At 61.4% G+C, this 25,462-nt stretch carries 19 protein-coding genes; 13 read left to right on the top strand and 6 right to left on the bottom strand.

All coding sequences use genetic code 11. The features are described 5' to 3' along the window. The first annotated feature begins 9 nt into the window (after positions 1-9). Genes ppk2 through GTP45_RS09975 form a run of 3 tightly spaced genes read left to right on the top strand, consistent with a single transcriptional unit; the run spans position 10 to position 1,670 of the window. Positions 10-855, top strand: coding sequence for a polyphosphate kinase 2 (gene ppk2, locus GTP45_RS09985; protein ID WP_371874443.1), 846 nt, complete (start codon positions 10-12; stop codon positions 853-855). A 56-nt stretch (positions 856-911) separates the two neighbouring features. Further along, positions 912-1,283, top strand: coding sequence for a VOC family protein (locus tag GTP45_RS09980; protein WP_161013724.1), 372 nt, complete (start codon positions 912-914; stop codon positions 1,281-1,283). 9 nt (positions 1,284-1,292) lie between these two features. Then, the gene (locus GTP45_RS09975) at positions 1,293-1,670 is read left to right on the top strand and encodes a glyoxalase superfamily protein (protein WP_161013723.1); all 378 of its coding nucleotides are present in this window, start codon (positions 1,293-1,295) and stop codon (positions 1,668-1,670) included. Here GTP45_RS09975 and GTP45_RS09970 read toward each other — a convergent pair whose 3' ends face one another. After that, entirely contained in the window at positions 1,671-3,983 is a 2,313-nt protein-coding gene (locus tag GTP45_RS09970) for a GH92 family glycosyl hydrolase (protein ID WP_161013722.1), read from the bottom strand. It abuts the gene before it with no gap. A gap of 133 nt (positions 3,984-4,116) precedes the next feature. Here GTP45_RS09970 and GTP45_RS09965 point away from each other — a divergent pair, with 133 nt between their 5' ends. Then, a complete protein-coding gene (locus GTP45_RS09965; protein ID WP_161013721.1) occupies positions 4,117-5,454 on the top strand; it encodes a tetratricopeptide repeat protein in 1,338 nt (445 codons plus the stop codon). Positions 5,455-5,462: 8 nt separating this feature from the next. Beyond that, positions 5,463-5,612: a hypothetical protein gene (locus GTP45_RS09960; protein WP_161013720.1), complete on the top strand. Its 150-nt coding sequence runs from the start codon at positions 5,463-5,465 to the stop codon at positions 5,610-5,612. Here GTP45_RS09960 and GTP45_RS09955 read toward each other — a convergent pair. The 4 genes from GTP45_RS09955 to GTP45_RS09940 all read right to left on the bottom strand — a co-directional run bounded on the left by GTP45_RS09955 (position 5,579) and on the right by GTP45_RS09940 (position 11,558). Next, the gene (locus GTP45_RS09955; RefSeq protein WP_161013719.1) at positions 5,579-6,487 is read right to left on the bottom strand and encodes a MurR/RpiR family transcriptional regulator; all 909 of its coding nucleotides are present in this window, start codon (positions 6,485-6,487) and stop codon (positions 5,579-5,581) included. The two genes, GTP45_RS09960 and GTP45_RS09955, sit on opposite strands and share 34 nt — an antisense overlap. Before the next feature lie 87 nt (positions 6,488-6,574). Continuing rightward, positions 6,575-7,795: a cyanophycinase gene (locus tag GTP45_RS09950; protein ID WP_161013718.1), complete on the bottom strand. Its 1,221-nt coding sequence runs from the start codon at positions 7,793-7,795 to the stop codon at positions 6,575-6,577. 60 nt (positions 7,796-7,855) lie between these two features. Further along, on the bottom strand, positions 7,856-10,591 hold the full coding sequence (locus GTP45_RS09945; RefSeq protein ID WP_161013717.1) for a TonB-dependent receptor: 2,736 nt from the start codon (positions 10,589-10,591) through the stop codon (positions 7,856-7,858). A gap of 25 nt (positions 10,592-10,616) precedes the next feature. Further along, entirely contained in the window at positions 10,617-11,558 is a 942-nt protein-coding gene (locus GTP45_RS09940) for a MurR/RpiR family transcriptional regulator (protein ID WP_161013716.1), read from the bottom strand. 204 nt (positions 11,559-11,762) lie between these two features. On the opposite strand from GTP45_RS09940, the gene GTP45_RS09935 reads away from it, so the two are divergent. After that, positions 11,763-12,887 (top strand): succinylglutamate desuccinylase/aspartoacylase family protein, encoded by a 1,125-nt coding sequence (locus tag GTP45_RS09935; protein WP_161013715.1) that lies wholly within the window; start codon positions 11,763-11,765, stop codon positions 12,885-12,887. A 2-nt stretch (positions 12,888-12,889) separates the two neighbouring features. Further along, entirely contained in the window at positions 12,890-14,275 is a 1,386-nt protein-coding gene (locus GTP45_RS09930; protein WP_161013714.1) for a YfcC family protein, read from the top strand. A 3-nt stretch (positions 14,276-14,278) separates the two neighbouring features. On the opposite strand, the gene GTP45_RS09925 is transcribed toward GTP45_RS09930, so the two are convergent. Continuing rightward, positions 14,279-14,980 carry a helix-turn-helix transcriptional regulator gene (locus GTP45_RS09925; protein ID WP_161013713.1) on the bottom strand — a complete coding sequence of 234 codons (702 nt, stop codon included), beginning with the start codon at positions 14,978-14,980 and terminating at the stop codon, positions 14,279-14,281. Between the two features lie 87 nt (positions 14,981-15,067). Here GTP45_RS09925 and GTP45_RS09920 point away from each other — a divergent pair, with 87 nt between their 5' ends. The 6 genes from GTP45_RS09920 to GTP45_RS09895 all read left to right on the top strand — a co-directional run bounded on the left by GTP45_RS09920 (position 15,068) and on the right by GTP45_RS09895 (position 25,462). Continuing rightward, positions 15,068-15,514, top strand: a complete 447-nt coding sequence (locus tag GTP45_RS09920) for a RidA family protein (RefSeq protein ID WP_161013712.1) — start codon at positions 15,068-15,070, stop codon at positions 15,512-15,514. Then, a complete protein-coding gene (locus GTP45_RS09915; RefSeq protein ID WP_161013711.1) occupies positions 15,511-16,650 on the top strand; it encodes a dipeptidase in 1,140 nt (379 codons plus the stop codon). Before GTP45_RS09920 ends, GTP45_RS09915 begins: the two co-directional genes overlap by 4 nt. A 1-nt stretch (position 16,651) precedes the next feature. Further along, positions 16,652-18,007, top strand: a complete 1,356-nt coding sequence (locus tag GTP45_RS09910) for an amidohydrolase family protein (protein WP_161013710.1) — start codon at positions 16,652-16,654, stop codon at positions 18,005-18,007. A gap of 41 nt (positions 18,008-18,048) precedes the next feature. Further along, the gene (locus tag GTP45_RS09905; protein WP_161013709.1) at positions 18,049-19,383 is read left to right on the top strand and encodes an amino acid permease; all 1,335 of its coding nucleotides are present in this window, start codon (positions 18,049-18,051) and stop codon (positions 19,381-19,383) included. Between the two features lie 68 nt (positions 19,384-19,451). Beyond that, positions 19,452-22,454, top strand: a complete 3,003-nt coding sequence (locus GTP45_RS09900) for a sensor histidine kinase (RefSeq protein WP_161013708.1) — start codon at positions 19,452-19,454, stop codon at positions 22,452-22,454. Between the two features lie 41 nt (positions 22,455-22,495). Continuing rightward, positions 22,496-25,462 (top strand): sensor histidine kinase, encoded by a 2,967-nt coding sequence (locus tag GTP45_RS09895; protein WP_161013707.1) that lies wholly within the window; start codon positions 22,496-22,498, stop codon positions 25,460-25,462.

Here is a 25,462-nt window from a genome sequence, read left to right as displayed (position 1 = left end):
GAATTGGAAATGGAACTGGAAGACCGCGAAATCGATCCAGTCACCAAGCAAGTCGTCGAGCGCGAACGCAGCGCCGAAGCCAAGGAAGCGCGCCGCCTCTACTTCCGCGAACTATTCCGCCTGCAAGCGGAACTGGTCAAGCTGCAGGACTGGGTAGTCCACACCGGCCATAAAGTCGTGATCTTGTTTGAAGGCCGCGACGCCGCAGGCAAAGGTGGCGTCATCAAGCGCATCGTGCAGCGACTGAATCCGCGCGTGTGCCGCGTGGCCGCCCTGCCCGCACCGAACAACCGCGAACGTACCCAATGGTACTTCCAGCGCTACGTCTCGCACCTGCCGGCCGCTGGCGAAATCGTGCTGTTCGACCGTAGCTGGTACAACCGCGCTGGCGTCGAGCGCGTAATGGGCTTCTGCACCGACGAGCAGTATGAAGAATTCTTCCAGACCGTGCCCGAATTCGAACGCATGCTGGCGCGCTCCGGCATCCAGGTCATCAAGTACTGGTTCTCGATCTCCGACGAAGAACAGAATGCGCGCTTCCTCGGCCGCATCCACGATCCGCTCAAACAGTGGAAACTGAGCCCCATGGATTTGGAATCGCGCCGCCGCTGGGAAGAATACACGCGCGCCAAAGAGGTCATGCTGGAGCGCACCCACATACCCGAGGCGCCATGGTGGGTGGTGCAAGGGGTGGACAAGAAAAAGGCGCGCCTGAACTGCATTCACCACCTGCTGGGCCAAATGCCATACGAAGAAGTCGAGCACCCGGCTATTCATCTGCCGGAGCGTGAGTATCATGATGATTACGTGCGCCGCCCGGTGCCGCCGGAAATCATCGTGCCCGAGGTGTACTGAGCGCGGTCTGTGTGCTAGAGTAGACTTGTCTTATTTCTAAGTGATAGGAGTTCATCATGCAACTCGGCGCATTTTCCATCACCTTGGCGGTCAAGGACTTGGCCGTCTCCCGGGCATTCTACGAGAAGCTCGGCTTCACCCAGTCTGGCGGCAATCCAGACCAGAACTGGCTGATCATGAAGAACGGCAACAACGTGATCGGCCTATCGCAGGGCATGCTCGAAAAGAACATCCTCACCTTCAATCCCGGCTGGGATCAAAACAGGCAGCCGCTCGACGGTTTTACCGACGTGCGCGAGATCCAGCGCCAGCTCAGAGACCAAGGTGTGACTTTCCAGATCGAAGCTGACGAAACCACCACCGGCCCGGCCAGTTTCATCACCGTCGACCCGGATGGCAATACGGTCTTATTCGAACAACACGTGTAGGAAACGGCCGTGAGCCTTGGCACCGTCACGCCCATCCTGCGTATTTTCGACGAAGGCATGGCGCGTGAGTTTTATGTTGACTTCCTCGGCTTTCAGATCGATTGGGAGCATCGCTTTGAAGATGGCATGCCGCTCTACATGCAAGTGTCCAAGGACGGCTGCCTGCTGCACCTGTCGGGGCATTTCGGCGACTGCTCACCGGGGGCGGCAATCCGCATCGCCACCACCGACGTCGATGCCTACCAGTCAGAACTCATCGACAAGCAGTACAAACACGCCCGCCCCGGTGTGAAAGAAGTGCCATGGGGCGGGCGCGAAATGTCGATCAAAGATCCGGCTGGGAACACCCTCACCTTCTACAACCGCGAGCCGGAAATCTCAGCTTAATTAATAGGCGGTCTGCGTGTATGGGCGGTTTGCTGGAGATTTGCCCCAGTCGGCATTCGGCTGGCTGGACATGGTGAATACCAGCTCGCCGCCAGCGGTGATTTGCTCGTGGCGCAGGTAAGTTTGCGCCAGCGGTTTGCCGTTCAGCGTAACGCCTGCCACATAGGTATTCTCCTTGCTCAGACCCACCGCGCGGATGGTAAAGCGCTTGCCGTTCGGGAGGTTCAGCACAGCCTTATCCAGGAACGGACGGCCGATCACGTACTCATTGCTACCCGGCGCCACCGGGTAGAAGCCCAGTGCGGTGAAGGCCAGCCATGCCGACATCTGGCCCAAATCATCATTGCCCGACAAGCCGGCCGGCGTGGTGTTGTACTGCGTCGCTACCACTTGCGTTAAACGCTTCTGCGTCTTCCACGGCGCACCGGCGTAGTTGTACAGGTATGCCACGTGGTGCGACGGCTCATTGCCGTGCGCGTAGTGGCCGATCAGGCCCGAGATGTCTTCCATGTGCGCGTACACATTGTCGTCCACCTTGGCGTCGAACACCTGGTCGATCTTGTTTTGCAGGCCAGCGTCGCCACCCAGCATCTTGATCAAGCCCGCATTATCATGCGGCATATACCACGAATACTGCCACGCGCTGCCCTCGGTGTAATCGCTGCCGAAGTTGGATTGCACCGGGTTGAAAGGCTCGCGGAAAGTGCCATCCGATTTTTTCGCGCGCAGGAAGCCGGTCTTCACATCAAACGAATTGCGGTAGTTCTGCGCACGCTTGTAGTACTTGGCGGCGACGTCATTCTTGCCCATCTTCTCCGCCATGCGCGCGATGGTCCAGTCGTCGAACGCATACTCCACCGTCTTCGACGCTGCTTCCGGCTCCAGGTCGATCGGCACGTAGCCCAGCTTCATATAGTGTTCAAGGCCGCCGTACGGGCCATACTCCGCAGTGCTGGTCATGGCCTTCAAGGCCTCATCCGCATCGAAGCCTTTCAGCCCCTTCATGTACGCGTCCGCAATCACCGGCACTGCGTGATAGCCGATCATGCACCACGTCTCCAGGCCGTGGAACGACCACACCGGCAGAATCCCATACGGGCTATGTTTCTGCGACTCGATCAGCGAACGCACGAAGTCCACATTGCGCTGCTCAGGCTGGATCAGCGTCAGCAAAGGATGCAGGGCGCGATAGGTGTCCCACAGCGAGAACGTGGAGTGATAGCGGAAGCCCGAAGCCTGATGCACCTCGTTGTCCGGGCCACGATAGCGGCCGTCGCGATCCATGAACAAGCTAGGCGCCAGCATGCTGTGATACAGCGCCGTGTAAGCCATCTTGCGCATCTCCGGCTCGGCCTCGATGGCGACAGAACCCAGCGCCTCGTTCCACGCGGCGGAAGCCTTGGCGCGCTCCGCATCGAAATCCCAGCCCGGCATCTCAGCCAGGTTGGCAATCGCGCCCTCCTCGCTCACGCCCGATATCGCCACCTTGACCTGCAGCTGGCCATCGGCCGGCACGCCGAATTCCAGCGAGCCAACCAGCGCCTTGCCTTCGACCAGAATCTTATCGGCAGGGCCGGCAAAGCCCTTGTACTCCACATCGCGCTCCATATTGCGCAAGGTGCGGGCGGTCAGCGGCTGCGAGAACTGAATCGCAAAATACAGCTGGCGGCCAGCTGCCCAGCCGCGCGTCTCGCGCATGCCGGTAATCAGCGTGTTATCGCGTACGCGCAAGCGTGACCACAAATTCTTGGCGGCGTAGTCGTAGATGCTGGCGCGCAGATCCAGCATGACCTTGGCCTCCGCACCCTTGGCGTATTTATAGCGGTGCAGGCCAACGCGATCACTGGCAGTCAGCTCGACGTTGACCTCATTGTCCGACAAACGTACGGCGTAATAGCCCGGCTCCGCGCGTTCCTCCTTGTGGCTGAAGCGCGAGCGATAACCGCTAAATGGCCGCTCAGGATAGCCCGGCTCCCACTTGGTCTCCGCGCTGTAAGGCATCAGCAGCACATCGCCCAAATCGGAGTGGCCGCTGCCGGAAAAGTGCGTATGAGAGAAGCCGAGAATACTGTCATCGTCGTAGCGATAACCGGCCGCCCAAGGATAGCTCTGGCGAAATGGCCGCACCTGCGTGTCAGGACTGAGCTGCACCATGCCGAAAGGCCGCGTCGCACCGGGGAAGGTGTGGCCGTCGCCGCCGGTGCCGATGAAGACATCAACCGCCGCAGCAGGGGTGGATTGGGCGATGGCGGTCGCCGGAAGTGCCAAAGCCAGTGCTACCGCACCGGCCGAGAAAAGTGTGGTCGGGTTCATTCCGACTTTATAGCTTGACCACCAGCGCCGGTCAATCGATGCCCTGCAGGTAGCACGGTTGTTTAGTAAAAATGCCTAAACAAGACAACGCATGGATCGTCTACAGCGTCATTTTTTATGTTTAAATTATGACATGAAAAAAATCCTGCTCCTGCTCTCCTGCGCCCTCCTGCACAGCGCCGCCAGCGCCGCGGACTGCCAGCAATTCCCCAAAGACCCGGCCGAAATGGAGCCAGTCCAATGGCAGCCCGGCTTTAACTGCCACAAAGAGAACGCGGCGGCCGGCGACGCGGCCAGCCAGCTTTGGCTGGGCAGGGCTTACCTGCTCGGCGTAGGCGATAAACTGTCCGCAACTAACGCCGCCATCTGGTTCAACAAGGCGGCAGAACAGGGTAACGAGAACGCCGCTTTCGAGCTGGCAGACCTGATCTACTACAAGCAAATCCCTCGCGGCAGCTACAAAACGCCGTTCGAGCTCTACCGGCAAGGCATCGATATCTCCGAAGTTCGCCTACGCACTGAATTCAAAAACACCACGCCGCGCACCCGGCTGGTGGAAATGCTGATGAAAGGCGACGGCGCCGAGAAGAACTGGCAGCTGGCGCAAAGCTACAGCACCGACATTCGCCAGACTGATTTTCGCCGCATTATGGGACGCACCAAGATCAAGCTCAACACCGAGCCGGAGGAAGCAAAGCAGCAGATGCGCGTCACCAGCAGCATGTCCAAGAACGAAGCAATCGACACCCTGCTTTGCAAGCAGCCAGTGGACGACCACGTCAATCTGTTCGCTGTCTTTGCCGCCGTTGAAGAATATGGTGTACCGATTGAGCAGGCCATTATGCGCCCTTGTGCCTCGGATTCGAAAGGCCGGATTCCGCTCATTTATACGCTCGAACAAAAGAGACTAGACGAATCGACGACCTACGCTTGGCCGCGCCAGTTGTCGATATATCTCGTGCTAACGCGCGGCGATTACCAGGCATTTGAGGCGGTACTGAAAAAACCGCTGAAAAGCGGACGCACTGTATCTGGCGAAATCAACTACATGATCGACACAACCGTCGCCGACATTAAGGCCGGCGAGACCAAGTTCCGCAAGCTTTATGCCGAAAGCCAGCCTGAATTACGCAAGCAAATCCAGTTTGGCTACAGTGGTATCGGCAACGAACAGTTATGGATGTCCTTCATTCCACTCCACGTGGTCAATCCCGTGACCAAGGATTTCGGCAACTGCGTCTCCTACGATATCAACTACAAGAACATTGACGACCTGCCCGGCTACCGCGACTACCTGCTGAATAAATTGGGCGGCTTGGCGGGTGGTACGGCTGCAGGCTTGGTCACTGCCTGCCTCAATGAGCCTGACTACAAGGCCAAGATGCTAACCATGAAGCCCTACGTTCTGCTGGTAGGCGAGTACAACTCGGCAAAGAGCGACAGGATGCATACAGGCGGCTGCGCGGACTAGGCCGCGCCTTGCGTGACTTGTGCCGCTTCGAAGGCGTGTACGGCGCGCTGCCGGAAAGCTGCCACCGCGGCGTCAGCTACGAGGTCAATCGGCTGATCTACTGGAGCGACAATAACCGCAGCGGTTACAAACTGGCCGACCTGCCGCCGACCATGTAATCGGCCATTACCTCGGTCAGGCGCGCCGCTTTTTTGACGTTGATTTTATTGGACACCATCAGCGACACCACCAGCGACTCGATCACTGCCACCGCCGCCACCGCGCTGCTAGGCAGCACGCCGTGAGCGCTGCTGGCGTACAGCGCGTGATCAGCCAGCGGCACCATCGGCGCCGATGGGCTGTCGGTAATCGTCACCACGGTAGCGCGCTGGCTGCGCGCGAACTGCGCCAGACGCATGGCATCGCAGGAATAGCGCGGGAAGGACATCACCACCAGGACGTCGCCGCGACCAATGTGCACTAGTTGGCCGGCCGCGACCTCCGTGCCGCCTGCCGCCGCCATCTCCACCACGTGCTGGCAGAACGGCTGCAAGTGCAGCGTCAACATGGCGGCAAGGCTGGACGACATGCCCAGTCCCAGCACGTAGACGGTGCGTGCGCGGCTGATTTTAGTCGCCACCGCATCCAGCGCCTGCTGCGATTGGGCGTCGTGCGAGGCCGAGACATTGGTGCGCGCGTACTCCATGCTTGCCTCCCCCGGCGACAGCGAGGCCTTGCGGCGGGCGATGGAGCTGCGCAGTTTTTCTACCGGCTGCATGGCCGTGTGCAGGGTCTCGGCCAAAGCGCTGCGCATCGCGCCATAGCTGTTAAAGCCGATGTCGCGCGCGAAGCGGCTGATGGTGGCGGTGGAGACCTGGCAGCCTTCGGCCATCTCTTCGATCTTGAGCGCGGTGCCGCGCATCGGGTTGCGCATCAGGTAATCGGCGATGCTGCGGTGGGAGGCGGAGCCCTCGGCCCGCACCCCGGCCAGCACCTTACCCAACGCCGATTGTACGAATGCGACGTCCGCCGAAACCGCTTTACCTGCTGTCATGCTGCTCTCTAATTCTTAAAAAAGCGTAAGCATACGTACATTTCAGGCAACTGGGAACCTCGTATTTACCCGTAAGTGCACGCCCTATCAACGATACCAAGGGCGCGTGATCTGCAACGGACGTACGTCCAGCCGCAAGTTCAGGATAGTGTAAGCGTCCGATGTCGCCGACTCGTAGCCGCTGCTTTCAGCGTCGCGCGTCAGCTTAAACTCGAATCCCAGGTTATCCAGCGCCTCGCCCGGTGGCGCGACGGCGATGCCGATTGCCTCGTTGCGGGCATTGTTAATTAGCTTCTCCATCATCACCAAGACCATATTGTGCGCGAGGACGTCAGCCGTGTACACCTGCTCATTCAGGTAGGGCTTGGAGGGATCGAGCTTGCCTTCTACCTTATCGGCAGAGGGAATATACTGGCCAGTTTGGAGGTTGTAACGGTCGCCGCGATCCAGGTAGCTGATGCGGGCGTTGGACAGATTGAATTCCTTGACATCGCCATTGGTCTTGGCGTGCGTGAGATCCAGCAGCAGCGCACCCTGGTAGCCGATGATCTCCACCTCGCGCTTTTGATTGATGATCATCGCCGTGTTTTCATCGATGCCCAATCCCAGCTTGTAATTCTTCTTCAGCATGGCTGGCAGCATGCGCGCAAAGCGGCCGCGCGCCAGCAGGTGCTGATCGACAAACAGGTCGGTGCCGACGAAACCCAGTCCCGGCGCCAGTTCGCGGCCGTCGTTGACGCCTGCGGCCAAGGTGCCGAGCACCGTCTTGGCCTCGTAGTACATGGTGCTGCTCATGATGGCCGCGCCGGCGCTGCTGCCGCCGATCACGCCGCCCTTGTTGTAGACGTCCCAGATCGCTTGCAGCACCTTGGTGCGTGAGCCGTCCGGCCGCACCAGCGCCTTGGTGATGTAGCCTTGATCGCCGCCGGCGAAGTAGACGCCGCCAGCTTCGCGGATCGAACGCGCCAATGCCTCATCCTCGGCAGCTACCTTGTAATCGGAATTCTTGAGGCGCACGGCCACCGGTACCACGAAGGCCGACGCGCCGTACTTGGTCAGCGTGGCTGCGAGATTGGCGCCGGAACGCTCCGGGTTTCCGGCGGCGCTGGGCATCACCGCGATGCGCGCACCCTTGCCGCCTGCCAGCTGGACCAGCCGTTCCCAGACGATGGTGTTGTCGGCGCGGATAGCGCCGCCGGCGATCAGCAGGTTGCCCTGCGGCGGCGCTTCGGCCGCGATAGAAACCTGCATGCACAGTGCTGCCAGCGACACGCCCAGTATGCGCAGCGCTTTTACCAAAATCGTCATACGTTCTTCCCTGTCTAAAGAAAGGGGAACGGCGCTTGCGCCCCGCTCCCCGGCCCTGCCTTACTTGTATGCGTAGCTTACGCTGATGAAGGCGCTGCGTCCACGCGGATCGGTATAGGTAGGATCATACCCTGCCAGGAAATAATAAGCCTGATTCGAGTACGGCGGCGCGGTGTCGCCCAGATTCAGCACGCCGGCGCGCACCTTCAGCTGCTTGCTAACCGCCCAGCTGCCGGTCAAGTCCCACAGCGAGTAAGGCTTGACGCGGCGCGACGGCAGCAGCGAATCGGCGACTGGATCGTAAGTCGTATTCTGGTCGGTGTACCCGGACGAGAACTGGTTGGACAGCGTGGCGTTGAACGGGCCGCGATCCCAGCCAAAGCTGATGCGATGGCGCCATTTCTGAATCACCTGGTCGTTCAAGAACAGGCCAAGGTTGCTGCGCTCCGCTTCCAGTGGGCCGAACTGGCGGTCATACTTGAGCACCAGCGTGCCGGTGGCATTGACCGAGAAACGGCCGGCAGCGCTGTTGGCGGTCTTGTAGTCCACGCCCAGATCGACGCCCGAGGTATTCAGCTTGCCTTGGTTTTCTTTTTGCAGAATGATGTTGGTGATGTAGCCGTCGCCATCGCGCTCGATGTACTTGCCTTCATATTTGGCGGCGTTGTCGACGATGATCTGCTCACCCAGCGTGCTGATGACGTCCTTCTTGCGAATGTCCCAGTAGTCCACGGTCAGGTTCAGGCCTGGCGCGGCTTCCAGCGCAACACCCAGCGAGAACTGGCGCGACTTCTCAGGCTTCAGGTTCGGATTGGAGCGGCGCTCCACCGGGTATTGATCGGTACAGCCGTCGATGCTATCGAGGCCGGTCTTCACGCAAACCGGGTCGGTCAGGAAGCTCGATGCGCTGCCATAGGTGGTTGGACGCTTCAAGTCCGACAGCGACGGTGCACGGAAACCGGTGCCGGCCGAACCGCGCAGCACCAGTTGCTTGGCAGGCTGCCAGCGCACGCCCAGCTTGGGATTCACGGTCGAACCGACTTCGGTGTAATGGTCGTATCGCAGCGCGCCTTGCAATTCCAGCTGTTTGCTGATTGGCGCGTTGATCTCGCCGTAGACCGAGGCGACGGTGCGGCCGTCGTCCGTCGCCACCAGGTCGGTGGTGGAACCGGCAGCCAGGCCGGTATCGCGGTCGCCAGCGATATTATTCGACAGCAGCAGCGCCGATGGGGTGAAGGTGCTGCGCTCGCGGCGTGCTTCTGCGCCGATAGCCAGACCAAGGTCGCCGCCTTCCAGCGTAGCCAGGGTGGTCGAGAGCTTGCCGTCAATCGCGGTCGATGTACCTTTCGATTTGCGGGCTTCGTCATTGACCTTGATGCTGTTAATCAGATCCTGCCCCGCCTTGGACGATGGGCCGAACGGATTGATGATGCCCGAGCGTACGCCCGCGTCGAATTTATCAAACAGCACATAGCCGTTGACGTACTTATCGACCGCCTTGTTCTCGGCACGCGACAGGCCCAGATCGTAGTCCCAGCCACCAACGGTGCCGGTAGCACCAAGCACCAGGCGTTGCGCATCGCTGGTCACCTGGTTGGTGCGGTTGCCCGCCTCCATCATGCGGTAGCGGATGCCGCTGAAAGTCGTCGGCAGGCCGGCAGCGCTCAGCGGCGCGCGGAACTTCTCCGGCAGCAGGCTAACCGGCAGGTTGCGGATGCGCTGTGGATTGGGGCTCAACACATAATCGCTCTTGGCCTGCGACTGCACCAGTTCAAGGAAGACCTGGTGATCGGCGCTGGCCTGGAACGTGGCGCGGCCGATAAAGCCGATCTTGCTGGCCTTCGGATAAATCTCGGTATCTTCCATGTAGTCATAGCTGCAACCGAGTTTGCCGCCCGGGCCTTTCGGCGCATACACCGTGGCCGGCGGCGCGCAATCGGGCGCGCTTGGGTTGATGCGGTTGGCGGTCGAACCGGCCGGCAGCACGCCGGCTGCAATCAGGGCTGCGCGCTGGGCGCTGGAGATATCGATATTGGCCGGATAGGTATTACTGGACATGAGCGCCGGCAGATTGGCCGCCAGCGGACGCTCTTGAATGAAGTCGCGCTGGCTGGAGCGCAGCGAATCGAGCTTCTGCACATCGAGCACGCCGAACAGGTTGAAGCGGTCGTTCTGCAGATTGCCATGGCCGGCACTGATACTGGCGGTGCGCTTGCCCGCGCCGCCTTCCTGCGTGCCCGCCACGGAAGCATTCATCTCCACGCCGGTATAGTCTTTGCGGGTGATGAAGTTAATCACGCCGCCAATCGCATCGGTGCCGTAGATCGCGGACGCGCCGTCTTTCAGCACTTCCACGCGCTGGATCGCACCGGCCGGGATGTTATTCAAATCGACGCCGGCGTTATCGCCAGGCGACGCAAAGTTGGCGAGGCGGCGGCCGTTCAGCAGCACCAGCGTGGACGAGACGCCGATACCGCGCAAGTTCGCGCCGTTGAAACCGCGCTGGCCCGAGGTGCCGTCGGTGATGCTGGCGCCGTCCGACAGCGGCGCGGTATTCGCGCTGATATTCTTCAGCAGTTCTGCGGCGGTGGTCACGCCGCTCTTATCAATGTCGTCACGGCCAATGATCTGCACCGGCAGCGCGGTCTCGGCGTCGATACGCTTGATCGACGATCCGGTAATCTCCACGCGCTGAATCTTTTGCGGCTCGTCTTGTGCTTGAACCGGCAGCGCTACCGCCGCCGTCACGCCCACTGCGAGCTTCAGTGCCAATTTCTTCTTATGATGCAGACTCATTCCCCACTCCCTGTTGAAATTGCGGTTATGACGCGCCGCTTTTCGCGGTGCGCTTCTTCACCTTCTTGGTGTTGGTTCCTGCTGCGCCGTACAGGTAGGCGGCAATCGCCTCCGTCAAGCGCGCAGCTTTTTCTACGTTGTCCTGGTTCGAGACCATCAGCGACACCGCCAAGGCCTCGATTACTGCTACTGCCGCCGTTGCGCTGCTCGGCAGCACCGCATGGCTGCTGGTCGCGTACAGCACATGCTCAGACACTTCCACCAGCGGCGACGCTGGCGCATCGGTAATCGAAATCACGGTGGCCTTGCGGTCGCGCGCATACTGGGCCAGGCGAATCACGTCCAGCGCATAGCGCGGGAACGAGATCACCACCAGCACATCGCCCGATCCGATGTTGGCCAAGTGACCCGCCGCCACCTCGGTGCCGCCCGCCGCTGCCGCCTCCACCACGTGATGGCAGAACGGCTGCAAGTGCAGCGTCAGCAAACCGGCCAAATGCGACGACAGGCCAAAGCCCAGCACATACACGGTGCGCGCCTTGCTCAGCTTTTGCACCACCTGCTTCATCTCTTGCTGCGACTGGTTATTGCGCGTATTGCTGATATTCGCCAGCGCGTATTCCATGCTTTCATCGCCGGGCCACACGGCGCCCTTGCGGTTCTCAATCGAATGCCGCAGCTTGTCCACCGGCTGCATTTCCGTGTGCAGCGTTTCAGCCACTGCGCTGCGCATGGCGGCGTAGTTACTGAAGCCGATGTCGCGCGCAAAGCGGCTGATGGTAGCGTTGGACACCTGGCACACTTCCGCCATCTCGTCGATCTTCAGCGCCGCCACTCGCAGCGGATTGCGCAGCAGGTATTCCGCGATGCTGCGGTTCGACGCCGAGCCTTCGGCCAGCACGCCAGATAACCGCTGGCCCAGTTCCGAATGCGCAAACGCCACTTCCGCCGTATTCACTGATTTCATGCAGCTCTCCTTTTCCGAAAGGTGTAAGCATACTTTCATTTTCGGAAAATTTGGAATTCGATTTGCAGGCAACTTTAGCAACGCCAAAAACAAAACTCAACAACTTTCTGTAAATTTGCTTACATCGATTTACTTTGTGTAAATTGCGATACATAATCGACTGCATTCCAACCAACGCGCCCCAAAGCAGGGCAGCCCATCACCATGAGAGTGCAAAAACATCCGATCTCGGCGCCGCACAGCAGTGCCGCGTATGAACTAAGCAGTTTTCATTTCGGCCCCGCCGCCGAGAAGCGGGTCTACATACAGGCCTCTCTGCATGCAGACGAAGTACCGGGCATGCTGGTGGCGCAGTTTCTGCGCCGCCGTCTGACGGAATTGGAGAACGAGGGCAGGCTGCGCGCCGAGATTGTGCTGGTGCCAGCAGCTAATCCGATCGGTCTGGCGCAAGCGGTGCACGGCGCACCGTTCGGCCGCTTCGACCTGCGCACCGGCGTCAATTTCAACCGCGCTTACCGGCACGTTGCCGCTGAATTGAAGCAAACCCTGGAAGGTGAACTAGGCGACGACGCAACAGCCAATGTCCGCACCATCCGCCGTCACGCGCGCGCCGCGCTGGCCGCATGGCGCCCGGCCGATGACGCTGAAACGCTGAAGAAAACCCTGCTGGAACTGGCGATCGGCTCGGACATCGTGCTGGATCTGCACTGCGACAACGAGGCCGTGCTGCACATCTACAGCGGCACGCCGCTGGCTGCCGCAATTGCCCCATTGTCGGCGCTGATGGAATCGCACGCCACGCTGCTGACCACTGAGTCGGGCGGTGAGCCGTTCGACGAAGCTTGCAGCCGCGTGTGGTGGGAATTAGCCCAGCATTTCGGCGAGCGCCATCCCATCCCAGTCGCCTGCGTGGCCGCCACCATTGAACTGCGCGGCGAACGTGACGTCAGCGAACGACTGGCCGAGCGCGATGCGGAAGCCATCCTGCGCTACCTTGCCTTGAACCGCATGCTGGAACTTGAGGCCAACGATGAAAATCCGCTTCCATCGCCGCTGTGCGCGGCCACCGACCTGGAAGCCGTGCAGCCGCTACTCGCACCACAGGCCGGCGTGCTCCTGTACCGCAAAGAGCTGGGCGACCGCGTGGAAGCCGGCTCCGTGATTGCAGATTTAATCGATCCTGTCAGCGGCCAAACCACCCATGTGCGTACCAGTGTGGCGGGCGTGTTCTTCGCCCGCAGCGCATATCGCCACGTCCTGCGCGGCATGAATATCGGCAAAGTCGCCGGCCGTAACGCCTTCCGCGAAGGCAAACTCCTGAGCCTCTGATCATGAAAAAATTTAAACTTCCGCACACCTTTGTGCTGCTATTCGCCATTCTAGTGCTGATTGCCGCCGCTACCTGGCTGGTGCCGGGCGGCCGCTATGAAACGCACACTGTGAACGGCAAGCAGTTGGTCGATCCAGCCAGCTTCCAATACGTGACCGCCGCGCCGCAAGGGCCGGTGCAGTTACTGATGGCGCCAATCAAGGGGTTTACCGAAGCGGCGCTGATCATCGGCTTTGTGCTGATTGTCGGCGGTGCGTTCGCAGTGCTGCAAAAGACTGAGGCGATTGAGGCACTAATCCGCAGCATCGCCCGCGCACACAAGCAATCGCCGTTGGTACGGGCGGCGTTGATACCGGTGTTCGTCACCATGTTCTCGCTGGGCGGTGCGACCTTCGGCATGAATGAGGAAGCGATTCCGTTCGTGCTGCTGTTCGTGCCGCTGGCGCTGGCCTTGGGTTATGACTCGATAGTCGGCGTGGCGATTCCATTTGTCGGCTCGCAGGTCGGCTTTGCTGCGGCGTTCCTGAATCCATTCAACGTCGGCATTGCGCAAGGGATTGCGGGCATCCCGGTGTTTTCGGGCATCGGCTACCGGCTGCTGGTGTGGGCGCTGGCGACGGCGATCACCATCGCCTTCCTGATGTGGTACGCGGCGCGCGTGAAAGCAGCGCCGCAAAGCAGTCCAACATATCTGCTGGATCAGGAAATTCGCAGCAACGCGCCGGCCAATGACGACCACGCCGCGCTTACGCGCACGCACCGCGTGGTGCTGTGGATTTTTGCCGCGACGCTGGCTGCCATGGTGGTCGGCGTGGTGCACTACGGCTGGTTTATCGAAGAAATTGCGGCGCTGTTTCTGGCGATGGCCATCGTGGTCGGCATCGCCGGGAGGCTGGACTCCGACACGCTGGTCGCCGCCTTCATCCAAGGCGCACGCGACCTGGTCGGCACCGCGCTGGTCATCGCGCTTGCCCGCGCCGCCATGGTGCTGGCGCGCGACGCCCACATCATCGACACCATGCTGCACGCACTTATGCCACTGGTGGCGTCATCGAGTCCCGTCTTCGCCGCACAGAAAATGTTCGTGATGCAGAGCGTGATCAACTTCTTCATCCACTCCGGCAGCGGCCAAGCCGCGCTGACCATGCCGATCATGGCGCCGCTGGCGGACTTGGTTGGCGTGACGCGGCAGACGGCAGTACTGGCCTACCAATTCGGCGAGTTCACGACTCCGATGATCCCCACCTCAGGCATCACCGTCGGCGTCCTCGCCCTCGCCCGCATCCCTTGGCTGACATGGGCAAAATGGATGATCCCCCTGCAAGTCGCCTATGCCATCCTGGCGATGCTGCTACTTATCCCTCCCTGCCTTCTGAACTGGCAGTAGCAGTCACTCCTCCTCGCGGCGGCGCAGTTGTTCCATGTAGTTGTAAACGGTGAAGCGGGAGACCTGGAGTGCGGCGGCGGCACGTTCTACGCCGCCTTTGACGATGAACAGGCCACGCCGCTGCATCGCGCCGACGGCCTGGATTTTCTCTTCGCGCTTCATGGTCTCGGCGCTGCCGCCGGGGCCGACCGCTTCGCTGATGATCTCTTGCATTAGCGTGTCCATTTGCGATTCGGGCGGTGCGACGGCCGGCGTTGGCGTCACAGCCGCCACCATCGGCTTCAGCATCTGCGACAGCCAGCCATGCGCCGCCTGGAAACCGCTCATATCGGCGTTGAGGCACAAGGTGGCAAACGGCTCGCCGCTCGCGTCGCGGAAAATCGCCGAGGCCGAGCGCAGCTCGCGTCCATCGGCCGTCACTGTCACATAATCCTCTACGAGACTGTGCACCGCGCCGTCCTTTGATTTCAAACGCGTGGCCGCCGCAAAACCGCGATCATTCTGCGGCCCTTCCAGCACCGAGCTGCCCACGCTGCGCCCCGAGATATGACCATTGGCGATGGCGATCACCGAGTTTTCCGGCTTGCTCACATCGTGCAGCACCACTTCCAAATGCGGCCCCGCCATGGCCGCCAGCATCGGCACCACCGGCCGCAAGGCATTGATTACGGCCGCGCGCTCGGCGGCCAATGAAACAGCTTTCATCAAAATCTAACAATTTGTTGATTAATGCGTTTATTTTCCCACTTTTTAAACAAACTGTTTATAATTTTTCGGGATAAGGAGATCGCCATGACATTCAAACGCCTCACCGCCGCCTTGGCGCTGCTGGTCAGCGCAGGCTTCGCCCACGCCGCCGATGCGGAGTTCTACAACAAGGGCAATCCGCCCGGACGCCCGTTCTCGCTGGCGGTTCGCACTGGCGACTACGTCTTCCTCTCTGGCCAATTGGGCACCGACGACAAGGGCTTGGTGGCCGGCGGCTTTGAAGCGCAATCACGAAAGGCGATGGACAACGTGGCCGACATCCTGAAAGGCATGGGCCTTGGCATGGACAACGTCGTCAAGTGCACCATCATGATCGCGGACATGAACAAGTGGGCGGACTTCAATAAAATCTACGTCAGCTACTTCAAGCCGAACCGCCTGCCGGCACGCAGCGCGCTCGGCGCCAACGGTCTCGCACTCGGTGGCGAAATCGAAGTTGAATGCATGGCCTACGCGCCGGTAGCCAAATGACCAGCCGCCGCACCTTCCTGCACAGCGCAGCCGCCGCAGGCGTTGCCTCGCTGGGCCTCCCCGCCCTCGCCGCTGCACCATCCCTGCGCGACAAGCGTCCGCTGATCATCGATGCGCTGGGCAGCATTGACAACATCAATCTGTCAGCCGCGCTGCGCGATAGCGCCGCCAGTGATTTCGGCATCGACGCCCGCGCCTTGGCCGACGCCAAGGCCTCCGGCCTGAACGCCTTCAACATGACCATCGGCCACGTTTTCGGCGACGGTGATCCATATGAAAAAACGCTAGCCGACGTCCACGCCTGGAACGCCTTCATCCAGAGAAAATCCGCCGACCTGCTGCTGGTGCGCAGCGCCGCCGACATCAAGCGCGCGCAGGCCGACGGCCGCATCGGCGTGATCCTCGGCTTCCAGAACGCCGCCATGATGGGCAAGGATGCACGCCGCGTGGAGAGCTTCGCCAAGGGCGGCGTACGCGTGATCCAGCTGACCTACAACGGCGCGAATCAGCTGGGCGACGGCTCGATGGTTCCAACCAACAAAGGCCTCACTCCTTTCGGCCGCGAAGTGGTAGCTGAACTAAACCGCAACCGCATCCTCGTCGACTTGAGCCACAGCGGCGAACAAATCTGCCTCGATGCCGCCGCCGCATCCAAGGCCCCGATCATCATCAGCCACACCGGCTGCCGTGCACTGGCAGACCTGCCGCGCAATAAGACCGACAAGGAATTGCGGCTGGTTGCCGAAAAAGGCGGCTTTGTCGGCATCTATTTCATGCCGTTCCTGGCGGTGGGCCGTCAGCCAATGGCGGCTGACCTGATCGCCCACATCGAACACGCCATCAACGTTTGCGGCGAAGACCATGTAGGCATCGGCACCGACGGCACCGTACCCCAGATCGACGATATGCCAACCTATATGAAAGGTTTGGAAGAAGAAGTCCGCCAGCGCCGCGCCGCCGGCATTAGCGCGCCGGGCGAGCGGCCCGACATCGTGCCCTTCCTGCCTGACCTGATGGGCAGAGACAAATTCTGGAAGCTGGCCGACTTGCTGGCCAAGCGTGGCCATAGCAGCAGCCGCATTGAAAAAATCCTCGGCACGAACTTCCTGCGTGCGGCCGACGGAGTATGGAGCTAATATGAACTTGAAGTACGCAGCAATTGCCATCGCAGTAATGTTCGCAACCGTCCACGCGGCGGAAGAGAAACCGAAAGCCAACACCCAGCAAGACCGCCTGAATAAACTCAACGGCTTGGCACTGGGCCGCGTAATCTACAGCGGCGCCACGCTCATCGACGGCACCAGCGCCGCCCCGCGCTCGGGCATGACTATCATCGTCAAAGACGACCGCATTGAAGCCGTGCTGCCGACCACCCAACTAACCGCGCAGCAAAAAGACGGCGCGCGCATCGTCGACGTGGCAGGCCAGTATGTACTGCCGGGCCTCATCGATTCGCATGTCCACTACGCCACCAATCCAGACCGCCCATACGCGGAAGCGGAATTGAAGCGCAATATCTACGGCGGCGTCACCGGCGTGCGCGATATGGCGGGCGACGCCCGCGAACTGGCAGGCCTGTCGCGCGACGCCCTGCTCAACCGCATTCCATCGCCGGACGTGTTCTATGCCTCGCTGGTGGCCGGCCCGAGCTTTTTCAAAGACCCGCGCACCGTGGTCGCGGCACTGGGCACGCAGCCGGGAACCGTGCCGTGGCTGTACGCAGTGGACGACAAGACCAAGCTGCCGCTGGCAATCGCCCAGGCACGCGGCACCGGCGCCACCGGCATGAAAATCTATGCCAACCTGCCGGGCACCCTGGTACGCAAGCTGATCGCCGAAGCCAAATCGCAGAACTTCCCGGTCTGGACGCACATGCAGGTCTACCCTGCCTCGCCTTACGATTCGCTGGGCGCGACCGCTATCTCCCACGTCTGCATGATCGCCCGCCATGTACGCGAACAAGGCAAAACCGCCTACGGCCATAACGGCGAGCCATCGTACCAAGGCTTGACCGCAGAAGACCCGGGCATCAAAAAGTACATCGCCGCACTGGCCGAATCCGGCACCATCATGGACGCTACCCTTAGTGTGTACAAGAGCGAAGGCCCGCACTGCCACATCGAACTGGCCGGCGACATCACCCGCGCCATGCACAAGGCAGGCATCAAGATTATCGCCGGCACCGACACCGACAACACCGGCGAAGACGCGTTCCCGGTCGTCGATCACGAACTGGAAAAGCTGGTAAAGTACGTCGGCTTCACGCCGCAGGAAGCCATCATCGCCGCCACCGCCAATGCCGCCGAGGCCTTGGGCAAGCAGAAGGAGTTCGGCACGCTGGAAGCAGGCAAGTACGCCAACATGGTGTTCCTCCAGCGCGATCCGCTGCAAGACATCGCCAATGTGCGCTCGGTGATATTGACCGTCAAGCGCGGCCACGAGTTCGCGCGCGCCGACTACAAGTTCACGCCATTACCTGTGCACGAAGACTAAGTTATGCGAGAATCAATTTTTGATCTCGCATAGGAAGGCAGATGAGTGAACTAAAGCGCGGCCTGAAAAGCCGGCACATTCAGTTAATCGCGCTGGGCGGCGCCATCGGCACCGGCCTGTTTCTCGGCATCGCACAGACCATCCAGATGGCCGGGCCGTCTGTGCTGCTCGGCTACGGCGTGGCCGGGCTGATAGCCTTCTTCATCATGCGCCAGCTGGGCGAAATGGTGGTAGACGAACCGGTGGCCGGCTCCTTCAGCCACTTCGCCGACAAGTACTGCGGCCACTGGGCCGGCTTCATGGCAGGCTGGAACTACTGGGTCTTGTATGTGCTGGTCAGCATGGCCGAGCTGTCGGCGGTCGGCATCTACATTCAATACTGGTGGCCGGCCGTACCGACGTGGGTGTCGGCGCTGGCCTTCTTCGCCATCATCAACGCCATCAGCCTGTTCAACGTCAAAGCCTTCGGCGAGATGGAGTTCTGGTTCGCGATTATCAAGGTGCTGGCGATCGTCGGCATGATCGTGTTCGGCGCCTACCTGCTGATCTCCGGCGACGCCGGCCCGCAGGCCACGGTGGCCAACCTGTGGCAGCATGGCGGCTTTTTCCCGCACGGCGTGAGCGGATTGGTGATGGCGATGGCCGTCATCATGTTCTCCTTCGGCGGACTGGAACTGATCGGCATCACCGCGGCGGAAGCGGACAACCCGACTCATTCCATTCCGAAGGCGACTAATCAGGCGATCTACCGCATCCTGATTTTCTACATCGGCGCGCTGGGCATCCTGCTGTCGCTGTACCCATGGGAGAAAGTGGTCACCAGCGGCAGCCCGTTCGTGCTGATCTTCCATGCGCTGAACAGCAACCTGGTGGCGCATGTGCTGAACGTGGTGGTGCTGACCGCCGCGCTGTCAGTCTACAACAGCGGCGTGTACTCGAATACCCGCATGCTGTACGGCCTGGCCAAGCAAGGCAACGCACCGCAATCGCTACTGAAAGTCAACGCGCGCGGCGTGCCCTTGACGGCGCTCGGCGTGTCGGCGGTGGCCACCGGCATCTGCGTGGCAGTCAACTACTTCATGCCGGCCAAGGCCTTCGGCTTCTTGATGGGACTCGTCGTATCGGCGCTGATCATCAACTGGGGCTTGATCAGCTGGATCCACCTGCGCTTCCGCGCGCAGAAGAAGGCGGCTGGCCAGGTGACGGCGTTCCAGAGCCTGGGCTACCCGCTGACCAACTACCTGTGCCTGGCCTTCCTCGCCGCCATTCTGGTAGTGATGTACCTGACGCCGGACTTGCAACTGTCGGTATATCTGATCCCTGCATGGCTGGCCATACTGGCCCTTGGATATAAGCTCGGCGTTAAAAAAGCTTAACAACTTGGTATCAGTTCCAAGTTACAATCCCGGATGCTCCGGCATGTGCCGGCCTTCCGGGATTATCCATGCTATCTCGTATCGTCCTCCTGCTGCTTGCCCTGCTGCCGTGCCTTGCGCGCGCGCTCACTCCGCACACGCCTCTCCACGACTATAACCGCGCCAGTTGGCTTACCAAGGACGGCGCGCCGCCGGAAATCGTCAGCATGGCCCAGACCAAGGACGGCTGGCTATGGATGACCGGCCCCTATGGCTTGCACCGATTCGACGGCGTGCGCTTCGAAAAAGTCCGTCTTCCCTTGGCTGAAAATACCGCGCGTAGCCGCGTGGGCTTCATCCGCGCGCATCCAGACGGCGACTTGTGGCTATCGTATTTCTACGGCGGCGGCCTCTCGGTGCTGCATCCGAACGGCAAGCTGGAAGACATCGTCTCCATCGGCAAACTACCTACCGTATCCCAACTGGCATTTGACGACAATGGCGATATATGGGCCGTGTCACACGGGGGCGCGTTCCGCATCCAGCCAGGCAAGGTGCAGCGACTGGGCGCCGAGCAAGGCCTTCCAGGGGATGTCCACGATGTGCGCATTGACCGCTATGGGCGGATATGGGTGGCCGGAGCGCAAGCCGTGTATTTGTATGACCGTGCAAGTGGCAAGTTCGAAGCAGTGCGCGAGCTGCCAATGCGAACCTCGCTGATCGAATCACCGGATGGCCGCATCTGGAGCGCCAACTTTCAGAAAATAGAAGCGCTGCCGGCGCCCACCGATCCCGCAGCCCGCATGGCCGCGCCCAACTTGAGCAGTGCACCGGGCTTCGGCTCCGACTGGGTCGCTCGCTTTGACCGTGACGGCAACCTGTGGCAGCTCAAGTGCCCGAACGATATGTGCGTCACGCCAGCGCCGGTGGTGGCCAGCACCTCCGTCATTATCCCGGCGCCGCAAGCACCGGCACAGCTCAAGCCTGCTCCGGGCACGACCAATTACGCCGGTAACGCCATACTTGAAGACCGTGAGCACAATATCTGGGTAGCGACGCTGGATGGCCTGGATCGCTACCGCGACAACCGTCTGCAGCGTATCCGCATCTCCAGCAGCCGCACTGCTTCGAGCATGGTCACGGACGATACTGGCCAAACCTGGGTCTCCGATCCGTTTAATGCAGCAGTGTGGCGCATGAAAGGCGGCGCAGAACCCGAACGCGACCCGACGCCAGCGTTCCTCGTCAGCACCGATTTTGGCGGCGCCCTGCTGCTCGTTGGCGCTTACGACATCGAGCGCCGCCACCAGGGCAAGGTTGAAAAAATCGCCTACCCCGCCATCCCCGGCCCCGACGGAAAACCGCAAGCCATCGAGCCATGGGGCGTCACCGATGACGGCAAGCGCCTTTGGCTCATGGGCAAACAAACCGGCCTGATAGCGCGTGTGAACGGTCAATGGCTGCCACGCGCCAAGTTTAATATCCCGAAGCGCATCGTCCTGGGCGTGGCCGGCAACAAGCCAGGACAGATGTGGATGGCCACCGGCGACAACACCGTTGAACTACTCGATGAAAACGACAAGCTGACGGCCTATCCGTCTCCCATAATCGGCACTCCCACTGGCCTCTTCTCTGAAGAGGATACCGTCGTCGCCGGCGACCAGGGCTTGGCGGTTTTCATCGAGGGCAGCTTTCAACTGTTGACTGCCACCGACCCGGAAGTGCTGCAGGAGATTTCCGGCTTCGTTGTCACCCCGGATGGCGACCGCTGGCTGAACGGCGGCAAGGGCCTGGTTCACGTGCGCCACGCCGATTGGAAAGCTGCTTTGACCAACCCGGAGCTGCCGCTGCGTTTCGAGCTATTCGGCCTGCGCGATGGTTACGTCGGCAAGGCCATGCTGTTCAGCCGCCATCCGAGTGCGCGGCTGGACAAGGATGGCAATCTCTGGCTATCCAGCACCGCCGGCATCCTGCGGCTGGACACCCGCGCCATTCCGCGCAATGCAGTAGCGCCGATCGCCAAACTCGAAGGCCTACATACCGGCGCCGCCAGCTACAAGATTCAGCCAGGGCTGGCCTTGCCTCCCGGGTCGACGAACGTCAACTTCACCTATACCGCTGCCAGCCTGCGCCAGCCGGAAGCGGTGCGCTTCCAATACCGCCTGGATGGCGCGGATAGCGATTGGCAGGACGCCGGTTCACGCCGCGCCGCCTACTACACCAATATGAGTCCCGGCGCTTATCGCTTCCGCGTGCGCGCCGCCAATGAAGACGGCTTGTGGAGCGAGCAGCCGGCGGCCGTCGACTTCGAGATTCCAGCCACTTTCACGCAAACGCCGTGGTTCAAGGCGATCTGCGTGCTGGCGGCGGCACTGCTGCTTTACCTGCTTTATTGGTACCGGCTGCGCATCGTCACCGCGCGGCTCGAGGAAAGGATGGAAGTACGCTTGGCCGAACGCGAACGCATCGCCCGCACCCTGCACGACACCTTCCTGCAAAGCGTGCAAGGCGTGGTGCTGCGGCTCGACGCGGCGGTCGATACGCTGCCCGATGACAGCGCCGCCCGCAAATCGCTGTCGGCGGTGCTCAACAGCGCGCGTGACAGCATCAGCGAGGGCCGCGCCCAGGTGCATGAGCTGCGCTCGGCCGATGTCGACGAGGTGGAAAGCCGCCTGCGCGACGTCGCCGCCCTGCTCTCGGCCAGCTATCCCGGCGTGCAGTTCGCACTGGCCGCCAGTGGTGCGCGCACCGCGCTGCAGCCGCACATCGTTGACGAGGTTAGCGAAATCGGCTGCGAGGCAGTGCGCAATGCTTACCAGCACGCGCAGGCGGCGCAGATCGAAATCCAGCTCAATTACGCGCCGCAGCAATTCACACTGGTAGTGCGCGACAACGGCAAGGGTATGTCGCCGGCGCCGGCGCAAGGCCACTGGGGCTTGGTCGGCATGCGCGAGCGCGCCGCCCGTATCGGCGCGGCGCTGGAAGTCAACAGCACGCCCGGGCAAGGCAGCAGCGTGACGTTGATGCTATCGGCCGCACGCGCCTATGCCGGCAAGAAGCAGCCCTGGTGGCGGCGTTGGTTCAGCAAATGATGAAACGCTCGATCAAGCACTGGATCACAACAGTATACCTGTTGCTAACACCATGCCTCGCCTCCGCGCTGAACCCCAGCACGCCGCTACAGGACTATCACCACACCACGTGGACGGCAAAGGATGGCGTGCCGACCAACATCGACAGCATCACGCAGACTCGCGACGGCTGGCTATGGATGACATCCGTATCTGGCTTGCACCGTTTTGATGGCGTGCGCTTCGAGCGCTACCACCTGCCCGGATCCGAGCAGCCATTGCGGCGGCGCCCCGCTTCAATTCGGGCTATGCCCAACGGCGATCTGCTGATTAGCTATTTTTTAGGGGGCGGCCTGTCGCTGCTGCACCCGGACGGCACGCTGGAAGACCTGGCCAAACCGGGTACCGGCATCGAAGCGTTCAACGCACTGACTTACGACGATGCCGGTAATATCTGGCTGGCTGCGCCCAGCGGCATGCATCACTACAGCGGCGGCAAATGGCGCTTGCTGGGCAAAGAACACGGCCTGCCAAATGGCGCCGTCGATGATATACGATTCGATCGTCAAGGCAATCTGTGGCTGCTCAACACCGATAGCGTCTTTGTGTACGACCGCGCCGCCGATAAATTTAATCCTGTGCTCGACGTGTCGGGATTCACTGGCCTGCTGCCGGCACTTGATGGCCGCATGTGGGTCATCAGCCACGAGAGCGCACGGCTCTTACCCGTGCCGCCCGCCACCGGGCAGCGGCCCGTCATCCCCATGCCGGGCGCCTACCCTAACCAACCCGCCATGTTCGACCGCGATGGCAATCTGTGGAACAGCAAGTGCCCTATAGGCTTGTGCCTTACAGCCAACGCCGCCAAGCGCACTTCTGACCGCATTGACTTCTCCGCCGCGAGTTCGCGCCTGAACCAGCCGTGGCAAATGTCGTCGCTGAGCGTCAATCTGATATTGGAAGACCGCGAGGGCAATATCTGGGTCGCCACCAAGGCCGGGCTGGAACGTTTCCGCGATACCGCGCTAACGACTGTGCATGTGCCGGGGAGTTACGACATGTTCTCGCTCAATCAGGACGACGCCGGCCAAGTGTGGGTAGTCGACGCCGCCAACGACACCGCTTGGAAGGTTTCAGCCAACAGCCCGCCGGTAGCCGATCGCACGCAGCGCTACCACGTGTCGGCCAACGACCGTAACGGCGGCCTGCTGCTGGCCACCGATGCGGAGATTGAGCGCCGCTACAAAGGCACGGTAGAAAAAATTCCGCTGCCTGCGCCCAAGGGGCCAAATGGCAAACCGATACGCATGGTGGTGTGGGGGATGCAGGACAATGGCACGGTACTGTGGATGATGTCTCCGCATACCGGCTTATTGGGATGGGTCGGCGACCGCTGGCTGCCGCGCACCGCGTTTAAACTGCCGCCGCGCTTTGTGATCGGTACACCTGACAACACAGGTGGATCATGGCTGGCGCTCATCGACGGCACCATCGTGCGCTATTCGGAGGATCGTCCGCAGCCCAGCTATTCGGCCAGCACCATAGGCCAGCCAACAGCGATGTTCAGCCGGGAACACGTGATCGCGGCAGGCGACCGAGGCATGGCCGTGTTCAAGGATAACGCTTTCCATCAACTGCGCATCGATGTCCCGGAGCTGCTGTCGAATGTCTCTGGCATGGCCATCACCAGCAATGGAGACCGCTGGTTCAATGGCGCCAGGGGATTGCTGCATGTGCGCAGGGCCGACTGGCTGGCCAGCGCAGCCCAGCCATCCCAACCCTTGCGCTACAAGCTGTTCTCGCTGCACGACGGTTATCGCGGCGAAGCCACGCTCGGTAATCGCTTGCCCAGCATGTTGGCCGACAAGGATGACCGCCTTTGGATCAGCGGCACCGGCGGCCTGATGTCGCTCGACACCCGCAATATCGTGCGCAACCCGGTAGCGCCAGTGGTCTTCGTGTCGCGCATCTCGACGCTGGACGGCGCCGGCTACGCGGGCAAGGGCAAAGTCACGCTGCCGGCCGGCGCGCATAGCTTCAACATCCACTACACCGCGCCGAGCTTGCGCCAGCCCGAAAAAGTGCGCTTCCAATATCGGCTCGACGGCGAGGATAACGGCTGGCAGGACGCCGGCAACAGCCGCTCGGCCTTCTACACCGGCATGAGTCCCGGCCTGTATCGCTTCCACGTGCGCGCTGCCAATGAAGACGGCGTATGGAGCGAAAAGCCGGCCACCATCGAATTCGAAATCCCCGCCACCTTCACGCAAACCTGGTGGTTCAGGGCAGGCTGCGTGCTGGCGGCGGCTGCGCTGCTCTACCTGATCTACCTTTACCGCCTGCGCGTCGTCACCGCACGACTGGAGGAACGCATGGAAGTGCGGCTGGCCGAGCGAGAACGCATCGCCCGTACCTTGCACGACACCTTCCTGCAAAGCGTGCAAGGCGTGGTGCTGCGGCTCGATGCGGCAGTCGATACCCTGCCCGACGACAGCGCCGCGCACAAATCCCTGTCGGCAGTGCTCCATAGCGCGCGCACCAGCATCAGCGAGGGCCGCGCCCAGGTGCACGAGCTGCGCTCGGCCGATATCGACGAGGTGGAAAGCCGCCTGCGCGATGTCGCCGCACTGCTGGCCAACAGCTATCCCGGCGTGCAATTCGCGCTGGAGGTAAGCGGCCAACGCACCGCTTTGCGCGCCACCGTGGTCAACGACATCAGCGAAATCGCCAGCGAGGCGCTGCGCAACGCCTACCAGCACGCGCACGCCGAGCGGATCGATGTCCAGCTCGATTACGCGCCGCAGCAATTCACACTGCTGGTGCGCGACAACGGCCAAGGCATGGCGCCGGCGCCGGCGGCCGGCCACTGGGGCCTGGTCGGCATGCGCGAGCGCGCCGCCCGCATCGGCGCCGCACTGGAGATCAGCAGTACCCAGAATGAGGGCAGCGACGTTAAAATGTCGCTCTCGGCGCGCCGCGCTTACGCGGACAGCCACACACCGTGGTGGCGCCGCCTGTTTGGAAAGTAA

Origin of the sequence: Duganella rivi, from assembly GCF_009857435.1 — a bacterium.
Taxonomy (GTDB): Bacteria; Pseudomonadota; Gammaproteobacteria; order Burkholderiales; family Burkholderiaceae_D; genus Rugamonas; species Rugamonas rivi.
The sequence above is the reverse complement of the archived record's forward strand: the minus strand, read 5'-3'. Positions and strand labels throughout refer to the sequence as shown.